At 58.9% G+C, this 16294-nt stretch carries 14 protein-coding genes; 3 read left to right on the forward strand and 11 right to left on the reverse strand.

Going from position 1 to position 16294, the window contains the following annotated elements; genetic code table 11:
• Positions 1 to 408 precede the first annotated feature (408 nt).
• Complete coding sequence (locus V9G17_09625; protein MEI2752852.1) at positions 409 to 6579, reverse strand: AAA family ATPase; 6171 nt, start codon at positions 6577 to 6579, stop codon at positions 409 to 411.
• Positions 6580 to 7405: 826 nt separating this feature from the next.
• On the opposite strand from V9G17_09625, the gene V9G17_09630 reads away from it, so the two are divergent.
• Entirely contained in the window at positions 7406 to 7585 is a 180-nt protein-coding gene (locus V9G17_09630; GenBank protein ID MEI2752853.1) for a hypothetical protein, read from the forward strand.
• Positions 7586 to 7749: 164 nt separating this feature from the next.
• Here V9G17_09630 and xth read toward each other — a convergent pair whose 3' ends face one another.
• The 7 genes from xth to V9G17_09665 form a co-directional block, all read right to left on the reverse strand.
• Positions 7750 to 8523, reverse strand: a complete 774-nt coding sequence (gene xth, locus V9G17_09635) for an exodeoxyribonuclease III (GenBank protein MEI2752854.1) — start codon at positions 8521 to 8523, stop codon at positions 7750 to 7752.
• A 136-nt stretch (positions 8524 to 8659) separates the two neighbouring features.
• A complete protein-coding gene (locus tag V9G17_09640; GenBank protein ID MEI2752855.1) occupies positions 8660 to 9208 on the reverse strand; it encodes a hypothetical protein in 549 nt (182 codons plus the stop codon).
• Between the two features lie 58 nt (positions 9209 to 9266).
• Positions 9267 to 10091, reverse strand: coding sequence for a hypothetical protein (locus tag V9G17_09645; protein MEI2752856.1), 825 nt, complete (start codon positions 10089 to 10091; stop codon positions 9267 to 9269).
• An 18-nt stretch (positions 10092 to 10109) separates the two neighbouring features.
• Entirely contained in the window at positions 10110 to 10466 is a 357-nt protein-coding gene (locus tag V9G17_09650; GenBank protein MEI2752857.1) for a hypothetical protein, read from the reverse strand.
• Between the two features lie 118 nt (positions 10467 to 10584).
• Positions 10585 to 10800: a hypothetical protein gene (locus V9G17_09655; protein ID MEI2752858.1), complete on the reverse strand. Its 216-nt coding sequence runs from the start codon at positions 10798 to 10800 to the stop codon at positions 10585 to 10587.
• 77 nt (positions 10801 to 10877) lie between these two features.
• Positions 10878 to 11561: a tetratricopeptide repeat protein gene (locus V9G17_09660; protein MEI2752859.1), complete on the reverse strand. Its 684-nt coding sequence runs from the start codon at positions 11559 to 11561 to the stop codon at positions 10878 to 10880.
• A complete protein-coding gene (locus V9G17_09665) occupies positions 11558 to 12967 on the reverse strand; it encodes an FAD-dependent oxidoreductase (GenBank protein ID MEI2752860.1) in 1410 nt (469 codons plus the stop codon). The genes V9G17_09660 and V9G17_09665 overlap by 4 nt, the downstream gene beginning before the upstream one ends.
• Before the next feature lie 49 nt (positions 12968 to 13016).
• Here V9G17_09665 and V9G17_09670 point away from each other — a divergent pair, with 49 nt between their 5' ends.
• Positions 13017 to 13235: a DUF1653 domain-containing protein gene (locus V9G17_09670; protein MEI2752861.1), complete on the forward strand. Its 219-nt coding sequence runs from the start codon at positions 13017 to 13019 to the stop codon at positions 13233 to 13235.
• Here the strand turns inward: V9G17_09670 and V9G17_09675 are convergent.
• From V9G17_09675 to V9G17_09685, 3 genes are all read right to left on the reverse strand, one after another.
• Entirely contained in the window at positions 13215 to 13688 is a 474-nt protein-coding gene (locus tag V9G17_09675) for an MEKHLA domain-containing protein (GenBank protein MEI2752862.1), read from the reverse strand. The genes V9G17_09670 and V9G17_09675 overlap by 21 nt on opposite strands.
• A gap of 91 nt (positions 13689 to 13779) precedes the next feature.
• Complete coding sequence (locus tag V9G17_09680; protein ID MEI2752863.1) at positions 13780 to 14331, reverse strand: hypothetical protein; 552 nt, start codon at positions 14329 to 14331, stop codon at positions 13780 to 13782.
• A gap of 101 nt (positions 14332 to 14432) precedes the next feature.
• Positions 14433 to 14666 carry a hypothetical protein gene (locus tag V9G17_09685; protein ID MEI2752864.1) on the reverse strand — a complete coding sequence of 78 codons (234 nt, stop codon included), beginning with the start codon at positions 14664 to 14666 and terminating at the stop codon, positions 14433 to 14435.
• A gap of 159 nt (positions 14667 to 14825) precedes the next feature.
• Here V9G17_09685 and leuC point away from each other — a divergent pair, with 159 nt between their 5' ends.
• Complete coding sequence (leuC, locus tag V9G17_09690) at positions 14826 to 16229, forward strand: 3-isopropylmalate dehydratase large subunit (protein ID MEI2752865.1); 1404 nt, start codon at positions 14826 to 14828, stop codon at positions 16227 to 16229.
• The last annotated feature ends 65 nt before the right edge of the window (positions 16230 to 16294 follow it).

Raw genomic sequence — 16294 nt, forward strand, 5'->3', positions numbered from 1 at the left:
CATCGTCTGTACGCCTGTGCCGGACTGTTCAGACAACACTTATACTCATGACTGACACCACACAGACCCACAGTCATGCCGTGGACTAGCGGATGCACAACGTCACTTCAATCGATAAAGGATGGGTGGCATTCTGTCAAGAAACTCGGCGGTTCCGTCCGGAATGCAGGGGGCTTGTCAGATTTTCTGTGTGTGAGGCGGGTTCGCTTCACGCCACACTTGGATTGAACCGCTCTGCATACAGGATGGGGAATTGATTCATCGCCGCCTTCCAGTCCCGCGTCGCCCGGCTCCAGCCGGCAGTAATGTTGCGCAGAGCCAGCCACAGCAATTGGGGGCAGCCCGGTGGATTTCTTCATCGCGGAGCCTCTCTGCCCGGCGTTCCGGAAAGCGCTCAGCAGAAAAGGCTCAAAGGGAACGCTCGTCTGCCTCTAACAAATCGGCGGCGGCGAGCCGGTCTGTAATCGATTGCCGCAGGGCGGCCAATTCGTTGAGCAGGTGGCGAATCGAGAGCGCTAGATCAGGGACTGGATCGCGGTGCTCAAACTTCAACGCGGCTTGTTCGAGCATCAGCGCGAGTGCCCGCGGGGTCGATGCTCCGAGCATCGCGCAGTTTCCGCCGAGCACATGTAACTGCTTTGCGGCGGCCGACCAGCACGACTCGGCGACGGCTTGTTCCAGCAAGCGGGAGCATTTGAGGGAGTCCTGAAGCAGGGCATTGAGGTACGAGATGTACTTCTCCTCTTTGCCGGGAATCAATCCCATCGCCTCCGCGAGGTTCAGGCCGGGCACGTTGCCGAGGGCTGCCACGAAAGCCGCCGCTCTCTTCGCCCGACTCTGCTCCCCTTCAGGTGCTGCTCCGGATGCAAGGCTCGTGGGTTGCGGCTGCTGGGGCGCGTGCTGGGGTGTGAGCCACTGGACCATGATGTTCCATAAGCCGGCTGGCTGAAACGGTTTGGTCACGAGATCGTTCATGCCGGTCTGGAGACACTGCCGTCGTGTGTCCGGCAGCGCATAGGCCGTGATGGCAATGATGGGCAACTGCGCCCACTCGGGGCGGCTGCGGATCTGTGTCGTCGCGGTGAACCCATCCATGATGGGCATTTGCCAATCCATTAACACTACGGCGTACGGGTCCTGTTCGCTGGCCGCCAGTTCAAGCCGGACGAGCGCTTTTTCGCCGTTCTCCGCCGTATCGACTCTCAAGCCGGCATGCTCGAGCAATCCAACGGCGACTTCGCGGATCAGCGGCGCATCGTCCACGACCAAGATTCGCGCTCCGCGAAATGGCGTCAGTTGGGCGAGTGCTTCGGCATCCTCGAGGGCCTGCGGCGCATAGTCCTCGTGTTGCACATGTCCGAGACGAGCCGCGACCGCCTCCAGCAATTGAAAGGACAGCACCGGCTTTGTCATGCGGTGTGGGAAATCTGCTGCCAGGCCGGCGACAGCCGTATTACGATGCGGGAGCAGCAGCAGTGTTCGGTCCGCCCCCACGCGTTTCATGTGCCGTTCCCAGCGTAACAGCTCATACGTGACCGGTCCTGATGAGGGGTAGGAGATGATCAGCACATCTGGCGGTGGGCCCTGCGCGTCCAGGATCGCGAGCGCCTCTTGATCCGATCGCAGAGCCGTGACCGCCATGCCCCATTCACTCAGGTTGTTGGCCAGGGACTCGCGAACTGCGTCATGCGGCTCTACCAACAGCACCGAGTGGCCGCGCACGGCATCGGTTAATGCGCTTCTGGTGGCGTCGGGTCCCACCTCACAGGGGACCGTCAGCCAGAAGGTGGATCCTTGCCCAGGCACGCTGTGGACGCCACAGCTGCCGCCCATGAGTGTCGCATAGCGCTTGCTAATGGCTAAGCCTAAGCCGGTGGTGCCCATACGACGGGGCAGGTCGACGTTGAGTTGTTGGTAGTCTTGGAACAGCGTGCTGTGCAGGGCGGGGTCGATGCCTGATCCGGTATCGCGCACGGCAAATCGCATGAGGACGCGATGGTCCTCGCGGCTGTCGACCGACACGGAGACTTCGATTTCGCCCCGGTCTGTATGGCGCAAGGCATTCGTGAGGTAGTTCAGCAGCACCTGGCTGATACGCAGGGCATCTCCCACGAGACCGCGTGGTACCGCCTGGTCGATCCGCCAGAGGAGTGCGAGCTGTTTCATGGTCGCGCGGTCGATCGTCTGGTCGACGAGAATCCGGAAAACTTGGTCGAGAAGAAACTCTGTCCGCTCGGCGGGGATTTTCCCCGATTCGAGCTGGGAAAAGTTGAGAATCTCATCCAGGATTTTCATCAGATGATGACTGGAATGCTGAATCTTTTTGAGGCTGCTACGCAACCGGTCCGGGGTATTTTCACAGGCGGCCAGATCGACCATGCCGATGATGGCGCTCATGGGCGTACGAATCTCATGGCTCATATGAGCGAGAAAGTCCATCTTGGCCTGTGCAATTTTTTCCGTGGCGTCTCGCGCCGCCAGTAAGGCCTGTTCCCGTTTATGCAGCTGGTCGTTGGCCTCCAAGAGGGCGACGGTCCGTTCCTGCACCCGTTGTTCGAGATGCGTATACAGCTCTGCGTTTTCAATGGCATTGGCGGCTTGGATGCCCAGCCAGGTGAGCACTTCCTGTCGGGCGGGCCAGGAGGCTTTGGATAGGTGGGTATATTCCAGATAGAGCGCGCGCCGTGCCGGTGTGCGGCGGTCGATCGTCTGGCAGAGGAGCGACGCGGCCCGCGCGCGTTTGAAATGCGTCGCATCGTCGAATTGCCATCTGTTCTGGTCCGCGTCGGAGACGGGTTGGCTCGACGGACGATCCAGTGCGATGCTGTTCCCACTGTTCAGCACATAGCGAACCAACTCCTCTGGGAGCCGGCTGGAGGTATGGATCCCACGGGCATGTTCGATGGTGAGGAGATCATTGGAATACTGCACGATGGCCCCGCGGTCGGCGCCGGACAATTCCAGAATCAACTTGAGCAAGTTGGGCAGCAAGGTTGCCAGATCCACATGGTAACTGATGGCCCGCATGGCGCGGACCACGGCTTGGGCATTCACCGCGTCAAGGATGCGGTCTTCCTCGCGCGTGAGCGGATCCACGCCCAGCGCGAGCAGCCGAAGAGCGACTCGGTGCTGAAGCGCATAGGCTTGTGCCAGGGCATACCCGTCATGCGCGTCGAGGAGCGGCTGCACGTATTGCGAGACGGGCGCCTGTTGCTGTTCCAGCCAGTCGGCCAAACGTTCGTTGAAATACGCTTCCTCGATGAGAAACCCGCCGCGTCCCGCCGCGGTCACCGCCTCGCGATAGGCCTGGGTGGCGGCGTGAGCCTGTCCGTCTACACGCGCCGCTTCGCCGCGCAAAAAGCACGCGTAGTGCGCGACGTTCTCCTCGGCCGCCGCTAAAAACGTGTTCATCTCTTCGATGGCGTGCGCTAATTCCGTCCGGTACTGCGCAGGCCGGCCGGGGAGAGTCGCCAAGCCGGCACAGGCCACCCCGCGCCAGAAGCGGATGGCCCGATGCGGGATAAAAGGGGGCGACGCGGCAAGTTCGTCGGAATCGGCGGCGTCCAGCACCTCTTGCCAGCATCCGGCCAACCCCAGCAATGGCACACGGGCGCCCTGCCACAATCCTAAGACCATCGGCATGTCCCGATAACGCGCGGTAAACTCGCCCTCGTCGACAAATGCGCCATCGAGCGACGTGAGGGACGTTGTCTCGCCGCGTAAGGCGGCGGCAGCGCCGGCATAGCATTGGGTAAACCCCACGATGACCTCCATGGCCGGGAAGGGTTTGCAATGCGCGACGACACGCGCATGGGCCGCCAGCACCTGGTGTGTGCCACGCCCCATGGCATAGAGGGCGATGGTGATAATATTGAGCAGATACCCGCCATAAATGGGATCGTGCGCACGGCGTGTCAGGATGAGGGCGTCCTCTGCCACCGTCAGGATATCCTCGATATGGGCACTCCAATGCAGGATGAACCAGGCGTGATGGACGCGCATGCGACCGAACGCCCATCCATCTTGCCCGTGCTGCTCCCACAGATTCAGCGCGATGGTCGCCAGTGCTGTGGCCTCGGCATAGGCTGCCCGCCGTCGAATCAACCCTTGGCCGAGCAGGGTATACATCAATGGCGACAGGGAGGTGCGGCCATGTGTCAGGCTGATATTGGTGCCGATGATACCCAAGAGACCCAGAAGCGGAGAGTTGGTAATCGTCGTGGCATCACCCATGGCGCCGATTAGTCGGTGGATCTGCTCAGCGATGGGGTCCTGTGCCGGTGGCAGGTTGAGCAAAAACTGGTGACGGTCCGTTTCACCGACGTGGGCATAGAATCGTGAGACTTCGCGGTCGAACATACTGTGGATATGGTCGGTATCATCCAGAGCCGGCACGAGGATGCCGACTTCTGCCAAGGCGTGGCATCCAACCGTCAGGCCTTCCGTCATCTGGCTTGATTGGCACAGATGGATCGTCTGCCGAATGCGGATGCGAATCCGGTCGAATGGCGTCTGCGCGTGGGCCAGCAGCGTCCGGACTTCGTGCTGGAATGGCTCTTCCAGACTTAAGACCGAACAGGTTTCGGCGAGCGAGAGGTGGAGCTGGTAGGCCAGCGCAGCGTGCGTCGTCCAGACGTGCTCCGGCAGGCAGGTTTCTCCAGCCCGCAGGTACAAGAGTTTGGCATCGTAGGCTAAGGATGCGCGAGCCCGCTTCGCGGCGAGCAGATTGAGGTGGGCTACGTCCAGCCGCAGTGCGGGATCCGTCACCAAGGGGAGGGCCAGGTTGAGCTGGTCCACGATGCTGAAGACGGCATCGCGCACCGCGTCAGGGGGGAGCATCCGCCAGATGCTGAGACCGATGGTGTGATGCAGTTGCTGTGCGCTGTCGCGATCACAGAGGGCGTAGGCGGTTTGGCGGACGCGGTCATGGGCAAACCGAAACTCATGCGCCTGATCCGTATCGGCGATGGGGAGCACGAGTTCATCCTGGAGTGCCGGAGCCAGTGTCACCAAGACCTGATCCGCAGGGAGGCTCAGCACCTGTGCGAGCAGCGCCAGGGAGAAGCGTTTGCCGATGCAGGCCGCGGCCGCCATCGTGTCGCGTGTGAGGGCTGGATACGCATCCAGACGCTCTCGCAAGAGCGCCACAACACCGCGCTGGTTATCTTCTGTTCCTGTGGCGCCGTGCCGCCACTGCCATCGCCACTGCCATCGATTGCGCGACAGGTCGTACACGAGTTCTCGCTTACGAACCATGTGGGTAATGAACTGCCGGACAAAGAAAGGATTCCCCTGTGTGTGCGTTCTCACATATCGGGCCAGATTGTCCGGTTCCTCAAGGCGATGCAGCGAATCCGTGATCAGTTGGGAGAGATCCTCTTCTTTCAATGGCCGCAGGGTCAATTCAGCAACGAGCGACTGGTTGGGACGAATGTCCGCAATCAGCTGGGCGAGCGGATGGTGCTGATCGACTTCATTGTCCCGATAGGCTCCGATGAGTAACAAATGGGCCCCTACGGCGTCATGGACGAACGTGCGGATGAGCGCCAGGGAGGACAGATCGGCCCATTGAAGGTCATCGAGAAAGAGCACCAGCGGATGCGAGGCGCTGGCGAACACCTTGAGCAAGGCGGTGAATAACGTATTGAACCTGGACTTGGCCGCGGCGTCAGTGAGTTCTGGCACTGGCGGCTGGGGGCCGATCAGCTGGACCAGTTCCGGCAGCACATTGGTCAGGACGACTCCGTCGCCGCCTAGAATCTCCGTGATTCGTTCGCGCCAGACCGCGATGTCGGTCTGTGTGCCGGAGAGGATTCGGCGCAGCAAGCCTCGAAAGGCTTCGACGATTGCGGAGTAGGGCGTCTCATGATGGTATTGATCGTACTTGCCCTCAACGATCGTGCCGCCCACCGCGGTCACATGCGGGAGGATGGCCCACACGAGTGCTGATTTTCCGATTCCGGAATAGCCTGATACCAGCCCGAGCACGACTGTCCCCTGAACTGCGCGCGCATAGATGTCTTTCAGGGCAGCGATGTCGGACTCGCGCCCATAGAGTTTTGGGCTGATCAAAAATTGAGAACCCCGTTCGAATTGTCCCAATTCAAACGGAGCGAGTGTCTCAGCGGCCAGCAGCATTCGCTCACAGTGAGTCAAATCATGCAGGAGGCTGGCGGCTGAGGCGTACCGTGCTTCCGGAGCCTTCGCCAGCAGCCGCAGGACCATGTCGCTCAGCGGTTGAGGAACCGGCGCCCAGAGCGACAGCGGCTTGGGCATCATGGCCAGATGCTGGTATGCGAGATCGAGGGGATTATCTTGGCGGAAGGGCGGATGCCCGCCCAGTATCTCGTACAGGATCACACCGAGCGAATAGAGATCGCTCCGGGCATCGATATCGGGCAACTTGCCGATCTGTTCCGGCGACAGATACCGCATCGATTCGAGCAGCGGGGTCGAGGCTGGTACCATCACGATCGTGACGGCACCTTGGTGATCTTCCTGGAAACACTGAGGATGCAAGCCTCCGCGCTCCCTCGTCGCCAGGTGATGCTGTCGGAGCGCGGTTGTCCAGGCGATCATCCGGCGCACGGTGCGCAAGAGCGCAGCAGGCGACAACTCTTTCTCAGGATGTGTCGTGATGATGAAGCCTCCGGTTGAAGACTTGTCCCTAGGAGAGGCCGACCTGAATAATGTTCAAAGAAATACCTCAATCTAATAAATATTACTAGAGTCGTAATTCATGCTGTTCTTGTCTTATCCAGGGCGAGCCTGGCTCGGTGTGCTTTCGCAGGATCTCTTGTGCCATTTTGGTGCACACAAAAGGTTTGGGCTGGGCATTGCGCTGGATGACTTTTCAACAGCAGGCTAGTTGTGTGAGCGAGGTGCAACGTCAAGCAACGACCCCATCTCTTCCCCACACTTATGGAGGCCATGGCCTATCCGAGAATCGTCAAGAAAGATTAAGCCTTTGTCCCTGTGCTCTTATGGGACTGATCTCCCGCGGTCATAGGAACTGCTCCGAACTACGGATTAAAGATTGAGTAATGAAGGAACGGCCTACTGAGGGAACGCTCAGTAGGCCGTTCTCTTTTTCGGTGCAACGGTAGATTCGTTCGGGCAGATCAAATGCGACGGCCTGCTCGCTTCGTGATCATCTCCCACTCGTATGAGACGTACCTGACCATCACGCCTCTCATCACAGCCCAAAATTTGGACAGAATACTTCACTTCCATTCCGAATTTGTCTAAACCAAAAAGTGAAGGCCCTGATATTGCTGGGAAATCAGGATTAAATGGTTTTAACATCTCACTAACACCTCTTTAATCTGGCGTTGCTACTCTCTCACTCACATGGGCACGGCCTTTACACCATCAGTAAGGGCACAATCCTAAGGAGGTGGCAACCATGACATGCGGACGATGCAAAGGATTAATGGTCGATGAGTGGCGACCGGACTTTTCACCGGAAACGTTTGTGTGGCGCTGCATTAATTGCGGATCGATCGTCGATCCCCTCATCGAACAAAATCGCCGGACTCGGCTTGCTGAACAATTATTACTGGAGCCAGTCGAAGTGTTGCGGTAATACGCCGGCGGCAGGGTCAAAGTGACGACCGCGGCACTCGACATACGAGTCAAACCTTCCCTGCGGGCCGTGCCCGCAGGGAAGACAAGGCAATAGGTTCAGTACAGCACACTGAACCGCTCTCTGAAAGGAGAGGCCGTCCTGAGGGCTCGATGAACGGCCTGCTAGAGTGAGAAGTCAGCCCAGAGCACGGTGTGGTCAGAAGGATCCGTCGCGCGACGCGGTTCTAAATCGACATCGACCTGCTGACACCTTTGAGCCAAGGGCGAGGTCGCAAGAATATGGTCGATCCGCCACCCTTTATTGGCGGCAAGAGCACTGGGCGCACGGTAGTCAAAAAACGTGAACTGCTGGCGATCTGGATACAGTTTGCAGAAGACATCTTCGAAGCCCCACGCAACCGTCTTCCCATAGGCCTTGCGCGCGTCTTCGTGGTAGCAAACATGTTTCAGATGTTTCTCCGGGCTGTGGACATCAATGGGTCTTGGGGCCACATTCATGTCTCCACACCAGATCGCCGGCTCCTTCGGGGACAAATGAGCTTCGAAATGCTTGCGCAAGCGCTCATACCATCCAAGTTTGTATTGATACTTGGGTGAGTCGATCTCGAAACCTTGGGGAACGTACGTGTTGATAATGGGTATGCCCTGAATCACCACTCGCAAGAGACGCGCATCCTCCACGTCTCCCCCGTCGTCGAACCCGTACCAGACGCCTTCCGGCTTTGTACGACTGAGAATCGCAACCCCATTGTATGCTTTCATGCCGCGGAAGGTGATTTCGTAACCGGAGGCGGCAAGCGCTGTTAGCGGGAATTCGCTGTCCTGAACCTTCGTTTCCTGCAGACAGAGCACATCGGGCTGATGGCGTTCAATCCATTGCAGCACAATGGGGAGTCGCTTGCGGAGCGAGTTGACGTTGAAGGTTGCGACTTTCATGCGGCGGGGCTGATTCTAGCAGAGCCAACTCGTCGCAACAACTGAGCCCCACAGAACAACACGGCCTGTGATCGGACACTTCCCGATCACAGGCCGTTCTTATCGAGTCTCAGCGCGATTCAGCGTCCGATCGACATCAGTTCCGCACAGCATCCGCCAGGTCATTCTTCACCCCACCGGCCTCGTGGGCCATATCGTCAGCGGCTCCCCTCATCTCGCTCGCCTTCGCATGAGCCGCATCTCGCTTTGCTTTCCCTTTGGCCTTGAGCTGCTCCTTCTTCGCCTTCATGTCGGCTTTGGCCTGTTTTTTCTTAGCTTTGGCCTCATCCCGCTTTGATTTCATCTCGCTCTTCATGGACTCTCTCTTGGCCTTGAGATCACTCGACAGATCCTGCTTTTCTGCATTCAGATCATTCGACAGCCCGCTCATATCCTGCTTCATCCCCTCGGACATCTTTCCCAACCCCGACTCATCAGCCATGGCAAGCGAACTCATCCCGACAAACGCAGCGGCAACTATTACAGCGATTGACCTTCTCATCGACTGCCCCCCTTGGTTGAAATATACTGCCCGGCTCCACGTCGAAGCGACCAGCGTGCAGGATTTATCAATACCCTGAAGGGAGACGTTTGCCAATTGTTTCCTATTTTTACGCAGCTGAGCATTCGCGCCGGCGTTCGGCAACTCACACGTTCAGCAGATCGGTGGCTCACTGAAGATGCGGATAAGGATCGGCAGGACGTTACTGCCGCACCGCATTGAGATAGCGTCGGAGAATCGCCTGTTCGACCCGCGACCGCCCGCGATCAGGTGCCGGAAACCGCAGCACAAGATGAATACGCCCGGGCTCAGGGAGTTGAATCGTAATGCGTGGCTCTGGGGAGGGCGCTTCCAGGAGGTTTGTTTGCTCCAGCAATTTCATCTGTCGACCCATTTGATCCATGAAGGAAGCACATTCGGCCTTGGCGGCATTGAGCAATGCTTGCTCGGCCGCTCGCCAATCATCCGTGCTCTGAAGGGGAACCGACAACACGTAGAGGCCATATTCCTGCGAGGGACTTTCCTTGATCAAGGGACTTCCAAACAAAAGACTGTTGGGGAACACCACGATTCGGCCGGTATAGAGATGCGACGTCTGACCCGGCCCGATTTCCAACAGCTTCGTCGCAAACACATCGTACTCCAACACGACGCCTCGATAGATTCCCAACTGGATACGATCCCCGACGCCGTAGACCCCTCCGCCGATACGCAACGCCGCGCCGCTCCAACACAGAATCAATTCCTTGGTCGCCAAGACCACCGTCGCCGCCAAGGCGACCAGAGAAACGGCGAAGGCATCCAACTCGTGGGCCCAGATCACCACAAGTCCAACAAACAGTCCCAGAACCATGCTGTTGCGAGTCGTGACGATCCACCGTCGCTTGGCGTCGATGGTGAGCGTGTGATTACCTTTGATCCAACGGACCAGAACCGTCCGTACAATGAGGAGAATAAGGAGGAGAAGAATCGACTTCAGCAGGTCGAAGAAGACGCTGGACCCGATAACCGGCAACAATTCTCGCATCGTGTTGTTCGAACCACGTTATTGCGACGCGGTCTCATCCTCACTGGCACGCGGGACACATTCTTCTCGCTTCCAATCTTTGAGCTGCTTGGCCTCATCGAACGAAAGCGTATATCGGTAGCAATAGAGCGGCTCACGGTACGGTTCATCACTGCCGGCCAGACTCTTTCCGAATGGGGAGGGCGAGGGAGGAGCCTTGGTCTTCTTGCCGGCCGCGAGGTTGCCGGGATCCCACGGGTGCACCTCTCGATCCCCCATGGGTACGCGGTAGGTCCACACCGTATCACCACCCAGCACCGGTGTCTTCGTAGTACTCGGAGGTCCGAACTTCTCTGAGATATCGTCTTGGGTGAGCTTCTTTACTCCCTTATCCAAATATCGATCCCGCCAGGGTCCACCGCAGCCGGACAGTGCGACTACACAGAGAAGGAGCACGAGAGTCTGTCCACGACCTAGGCACGTCATCGTCTTGTCTGTGCTACGTATCACCGGGCTACCGTTCCACATCACGCTGTTCCCGACCCCACCGAATGGAGCAATACATCGCGTACCCCTGAGCCATCATTCCGGTGACGAGTAGGCCCAACGCCGTTTGCAGCCAGATGGTATGGGGAAATTCCAACCCGTAAATGCCAAGCATGAACCCCGCGGCAATAAACACAATGCCCATCCCGCGAGCAATCAATGCGTTCGTTGGCAAATCAGACATCAATCATCCCTAAGCCCCTACGAATCAATACGCTACACCGACATATCCCATCGGTTCAACTCTTTGCCGCTTCGCCGTCACGACTTCGTTTTGGCCCGAATGGCGCCGGCTCTCGCCTCCAACCGCTCTGCCTCTGCGGCTCGCCCCGATTTACGCAGCGCGCCGGCATAGTCCTCAAGATTCTTGGCCACATCAGCATGGTCCGACCCCAACTGTGTCTCCCGAATGGCCAAGGCCCGCGCAAACAAGTCCCCCGCCTGTGCTCCGTCACCTTGAGCCAGGTACATCGCGGCCAAATTGCTCAGCGCGAGCGCTACCTCAAGATGGTCCCGGCCCAGGAGCTTCTCTTTGATCGCAAGTGCGCGCGTTAAGAGTCTTTGGGCATCAGCGTATTGTCCGTGCTTCCGATGCAAAACGCCAAGATTATTCAACATGGCCGCCACATCAAGATGGGTCTCACCGTACACATCCTGGTAAATCTTGAGCGCCTCCAGATACACGGGTTCAGCCTCGACGAACTTCCCCTGCGCGCTATACGCTTGTGCCAAATGAGCCAAGGTCACTGCCACCCGCCGATCATGCAAACCGAACTCTTCTGCCTTCTGAACGGCGGCAGAAAAAATCTTTTCCGCCTGCTCATACTCACCTCGTTGCAAGGCCGATTCGCCGGCCTGCATCGCCGCATCCCACGTCTGTTGCCCGCAGGCCAGAGTCACCAGCAGCAGAAGCGACCATGCGCCGGCGGCAACGGGTCGCTTCATGCTCGCCCCATCTGCTCGACAATGGACTCAGCGGGATACGTCACGATCTCCGCGAGCGTCGGATGATAGTGGGGAATGCGCAGCAGATCCTGTGCGGTTCCATGAAAATACATCACCGCGATCAGCTCATGGATCAGTTCGCCCGCCTCCGGCCCCACAATCTGAGCGCCCAGCAACGCGCCGTCGTCCGGGCAACAGAGCAGCTTCACAAATCCATGCGCCGCGCCCATACACATGGCTTTCCCATGGTCGGCAAACGGATAGGACGCCGTCAGATACGGAATCGCCTCGTCGTGGCACTGCCGTTCGCTCATTCCCGCCACCGCAACCTGCGGTTCGGTGAAGACGACTTCCGTGTCCAACCGGTGATCGATCACCCGCGCGGGCTCATTCGGATGCGTCGCGTTGAATGCTGCCGTTTCGCCTTGCTGAATCGCCAGATGCACGATGGGAGTGAGATCGTTGACATCACCTACGGCAAAGATGTGCGGCTGTGACGTCCGCATATCCCCGCCAACCACCAGCCGGCCATCAACCATACGTACTCCGGCGGCCTCCAGATTGAGCCCTTTCAGGTTGGGGCGACGACCGAGGGCTTGCAAAATAGTCTCGGCCGATCGCGTGTGGACAACACCACCTTGCAGAAAATGCACGGTCCTCTCAGATGGGGTGGAGGTCACACGTTGGAATGACACGCCGGTAATGACATCAATCCCCTCGCCCCGAAAAGCCTCCGCCAGCGCCTGACCGATATCTTCATCCATATCGGACAACAACGTCGTGCCACGTTGCAACATGGTGACCTTCGTTCCAATACGCGCAAAAAATTGCGCAAACTCGACGGCGACCAGGCCTCCACCCAACACCAGGAGCGACACCGGCGGGCGACGAACATCGAGCATCTCATCGCTGGTCAGGTAGCCGGCCTCGTCCAACCCTGGAATAGCCACGTTGGCCGCGCTCGACCCAGTGGCAATAACGAATGTGCCGCCTCGAATTTGAACCTCTCCGGCACGAATATCGTGCGGGGAGAGGAACTCGGCGCGGGACTCATATAAGGTGAACCGCGGGTCTCGTAGCGCGGCGATGCGATAGTCCGCAAACTCTTGAACCAATCGGTTCTTGCGATCGACGATGGCGGAGAGATCTGCTTGGGCAGTGACCGGATTCAGTCCGAACTCACGCGCACGCTTCATCAGAGCCATGATCTCAGCCGAGCGCAGAATCGTTTTGGTCGGCATGCACCCCCGCAGAATGCACAGTCCCCCGAGCGGACCCTGATCCACGATGGCCACATCGGCGCCCGCATCGCGAGCCGTCCGAGCAGCAGCATAACCGGCCGATCCGCCCCCGATGACTACGACATCGTGTCGCCGTTCAGGCATGTGAGAGAGTTGTGATGACATTCCCGGTCCGATAGACTATCTCGCAGGCACGAATTTGTAAGGATACACTATGATGAAACCGGGTCGCTATCGTCACTACAAAGGGAATGACTATGAGGTGCTGGGCGTGGCTCGGCATTCCGAAACCGAGGAGAAATATGTCGTCTATCGGCAGCTCTACGGAGCAGGCGAACTGTGGATCAGACCGCTGGGCATGTTTCTCGAGTCTGTGACCGTCGGCGAGACCGTTGTCCCTCGATTCCGGCGGTTAGAGGAAGGTCCAGCGTGAGAACGTCGCGGCCTGTCCCTGGCGACGCCCGGCTGCGTCGATGACGCTCCATACAATCGCGCTTTCGATCAGGAACCGTCGCCCGCTGTGTGAAATTCTGACCCCGCGGTAATTGTCCACATACCCCTTCGCGCGCGCACGTTCGAGCATCCACTCTCGCTCGGCACGATTCACAGCTTCTGCCGTCAGGCGGGACGGAGTTTGCAACAACAACTCCCACGTGGTCTCCCACAAGGTCAGCGCGAGATGCGATCCGTAATTCAGGATCGGATCCTCCTGCGTGCCGTGTGAGACCACCACAACAGGCGCCATGAACAACGCATGCGCCTGCTCCTCAGGCCCTCCGGTCCGTGGCATCAACTCCCGCCCGACCCAGTGGCGATAACTGTTCAAGAGCAGTTGGGACCATTCGACGACCGACGGCTGACTCCACACCTGACTCGGATCGTCCATGGCCCCCTCAACGGAATAGGTCGACGCGATATATTTCACGTATGACTGACTTGCCGGTACTAGCACGCCGCCCCGTTCCATGCCAAGCAGGTTATGCAGCGCGTTTTCTCAAATGACGAACAAACAACGCCTGCCCGGTACTTCCCATCAAAGTCATGACCAAATCGCCGCGTTGCAGGACGGTCCCGTCCGCCATCGCCTCAGCCTGTTGTGTGATGACCTTGCAAGCCCAGGTCTCTACCGTCTCATCGTGCGCCTTTGCCTTGAGGAGAACGCGGCCTTTTCCCTCAACTCGATACATCATGTCCGACGGCACAGCCTCAAACAGCTGGTCCGGATCGCCCGAGATGGGCCGGAGAGAGTGGGCCGACTTGGCCCCGCCCTGCTGGGAGTAGTGAAAGACCTGATAAGGAAATAAATACGGGGCTTGTGGGTTTCGGAACCGATACGATGAGTCGAAGGCGACCAGTTGCCAATTTCCGAGCAGATCCTCTGCCGCGCAGGCCCGAGAAGACGGCCCGTGACCGGCGAGCCCGATTCGTGGCAGCGACTTTGCCACAGCATGGTCTTTGGCCTCGACCGGACACCAACTCATCACACCCAGACAACCCGCCACAATACACACTCCGATCCATCGTGCCATAGGCTCCTCCGTCTCAGGAATGATCTCTCCGAACCCATGCCCGCGACCTGCCGTAAGACAAGCCTAGCAGAGGATCGGAGTTCGTCAGAAATTTAGCGGTATTAGGGTTCTTTTTGTCCGTCTGCCGCCGGGGATGGGGCGGGAAGCGCTTTGGGTGCGCGTGGCAGCACACGATACTCGATCAACCGGCAAGTACAGAACGAAACCTGCCGCCATTCGGCAGTAATTTTCACGATCGCCGATCCGCAGATCGTGCACCCCAGCGCCCGGGGATCACGCTTGATCGTCCAGCGGGGAATCGTGATGCGTTCGGCGTCGACCGGTTCCTGTTCCATGCAGGCTCTATCGGTCCGCCGTTTTAAAATCTAAAGAGGCAATTTCTTCCGGCCCCCCTTTGCCCTTGATGCCACAGGCCTGCTCGCATATATAATAGGCCCGCATCGGTACTGCGCCTTCCATCACTGCAAGCGCGCAGGTTTACAAGGAGTATCGCCATGGCTGCACAGACATTATTCGAAAAAATCTGGAACGACCACGTGGTTCGAGCGGAACCAGACGGAACCACGTTGCTCTATATCGACCGCCACTTAGTGCATGAAGTGACCTCTCCGCAGGCGTTTGAAGGGTTGGCCGTGGCAGGCCGGACCCCACGCAGACCGGGCGCCGCGCTGGCCGTCCCCGACCATAACGTCCCGACGACCGATCGCCGCGTGGCCATCGCCGACCCGATCAGCGCAAAACAAATTCAGACGTTGGACGATAATTGCCACACATTCGGCATCACGATGTTCGGCATGAACGATATTCGACAGGGTGTGGTCCATGTCATCGGCCCTGAGCAGGGGTTCACGCTGCCGGGCATGACGATCGTCTGCGGCGATTCACACACCTCGACCCATGGAGCCTTCGGAGCGCTGGCGTTCGGTATCGGCACCAGCGAGGTCGAACATGTGCTGGCCACGCAATGCCTGGTTCAGAAACGCCCCAAAACCATGGAAGTCCGCGTCGACGGGCAGCTGTCGCCCCGCTGCTCCGCCAAGGATGTCATTCTGGCCATCATCGGAAAAATCGGCACGGCCGGCGGAACCGGGTACGTGATCGAGTACACTGGATCGGCTATTCGCGCGCTCAGCATGGAAGGCCGTATGACCCTCTGCAACATGTCCATCGAGGGCGGAGCCCGCGCCGGCATGGTGGCACCTGACGAGACGACCTTTGCCTATATCAACGGCCGCCCGATGGCTCCGAAGGGTGCCCTCTGGGATCAAGCCGTGACGGCGTGGCGACACCTCGTCACCGATCCCGGCGCGAAGTATGACGCCGTCGTGGAGTTGCAGGCGGAAACGATCGCACCACAAGTTACCTGGGGCACCAGCCCGGGGATGGTCACCGGAGTGGACGGGAACGTGCCGGACCCTCGCACCATGGGAGACGACAAACTCCGCCAGGCGACGGAACGAGCCCTCGAATACATGGCGTTGCTGCCCGGCATGCCGATCCGCGACATCAAGATCGACAAGGTGTTCATCGGATCCTGTACCAACTCCAGGATTGAAGACCTCCGCCTGGCCGCTTCCTTCGCCAAGGGCAAAAAAGTCGCCAGTACCGTGCACGCCATGGTGGTCCCGGGATCGGGGCTGGTGAAGCAACAGGCGGAACAAGAAGGACTGGATCGTATCTTCAAGGAATCGGGATTCGAATGGCGGGAAGCGGGCTGCAGCATGTGCCTGGCGATGAACGCCGACGTCCTGCAACCGGGAGAACGATGCGCCTCGACCAGCAACCGGAACTTCGAAGGGCGCCAGGGGGCCGGTGGACGGACTCATCTGGTCTCGCCGGCGATGGCCGTGGCCGCCGCCGTCGAAGGACATTTCGTCGATATCCGTCACTGGTCATAAGCCAGCACACATTCCGCAACTGACAACGGCACGATAGCGTCGGCCCCCGTCAGCCGCGAAGCAGA

This window comes from Nitrospira sp. (assembly GCA_037045225.1).
Classification (GTDB): Bacteria; Nitrospirota; Nitrospiria; order Nitrospirales; family Nitrospiraceae; genus Nitrospira_A.

Coding starts and splice junctions, on each gene's coding strand:
- V9G17_09685 (MEI2752864.1), bottom strand. CDS start 14,666: ATGGAACAGGAACCGGTCGACGCCGAACGCATCACGATTCCCCGCTGG.
- V9G17_09625 (MEI2752852.1), bottom strand. CDS start 6,579: ATGATCGCCTGGACAACCGCGCTCCGACAGCATCACCTGGCGACGAGG.
- V9G17_09675 (MEI2752862.1), bottom strand. CDS start 13,688: ATGGACGATCCGAGTCAGGTGTGGAGTCAGCCGTCGGTCGTCGAATGG.
- V9G17_09665 (MEI2752860.1), bottom strand. CDS start 12,967: ATGTCATCACAACTCTCTCACATGCCTGAACGGCGACACGATGTCGTA.
- V9G17_09630 (MEI2752853.1), top strand. CDS start 7,406: ATGACATGCGGACGATGCAAAGGATTAATGGTCGATGAGTGGCGACCG.
- V9G17_09655 (MEI2752858.1), bottom strand. CDS start 10,800: ATGTCTGATTTGCCAACGAACGCATTGATTGCTCGCGGGATGGGCATT.
- V9G17_09670 (MEI2752861.1), top strand. CDS start 13,017: ATGATGAAACCGGGTCGCTATCGTCACTACAAAGGGAATGACTATGAG.
- xth (MEI2752854.1), bottom strand. CDS start 8,523: ATGAAAGTCGCAACCTTCAACGTCAACTCGCTCCGCAAGCGACTCCCC.
- leuC (MEI2752865.1), top strand. CDS start 14,826: ATGGCTGCACAGACATTATTCGAAAAAATCTGGAACGACCACGTGGTT.
- V9G17_09660 (MEI2752859.1), bottom strand. CDS start 11,561: ATGAAGCGACCCGTTGCCGCCGGCGCATGGTCGCTTCTGCTGCTGGTG.
- V9G17_09645 (MEI2752856.1), bottom strand. CDS start 10,091: ATGCGAGAATTGTTGCCGGTTATCGGGTCCAGCGTCTTCTTCGACCTG.
- V9G17_09680 (MEI2752863.1), bottom strand. CDS start 14,331: ATGGCACGATGGATCGGAGTGTGTATTGTGGCGGGTTGTCTGGGTGTG.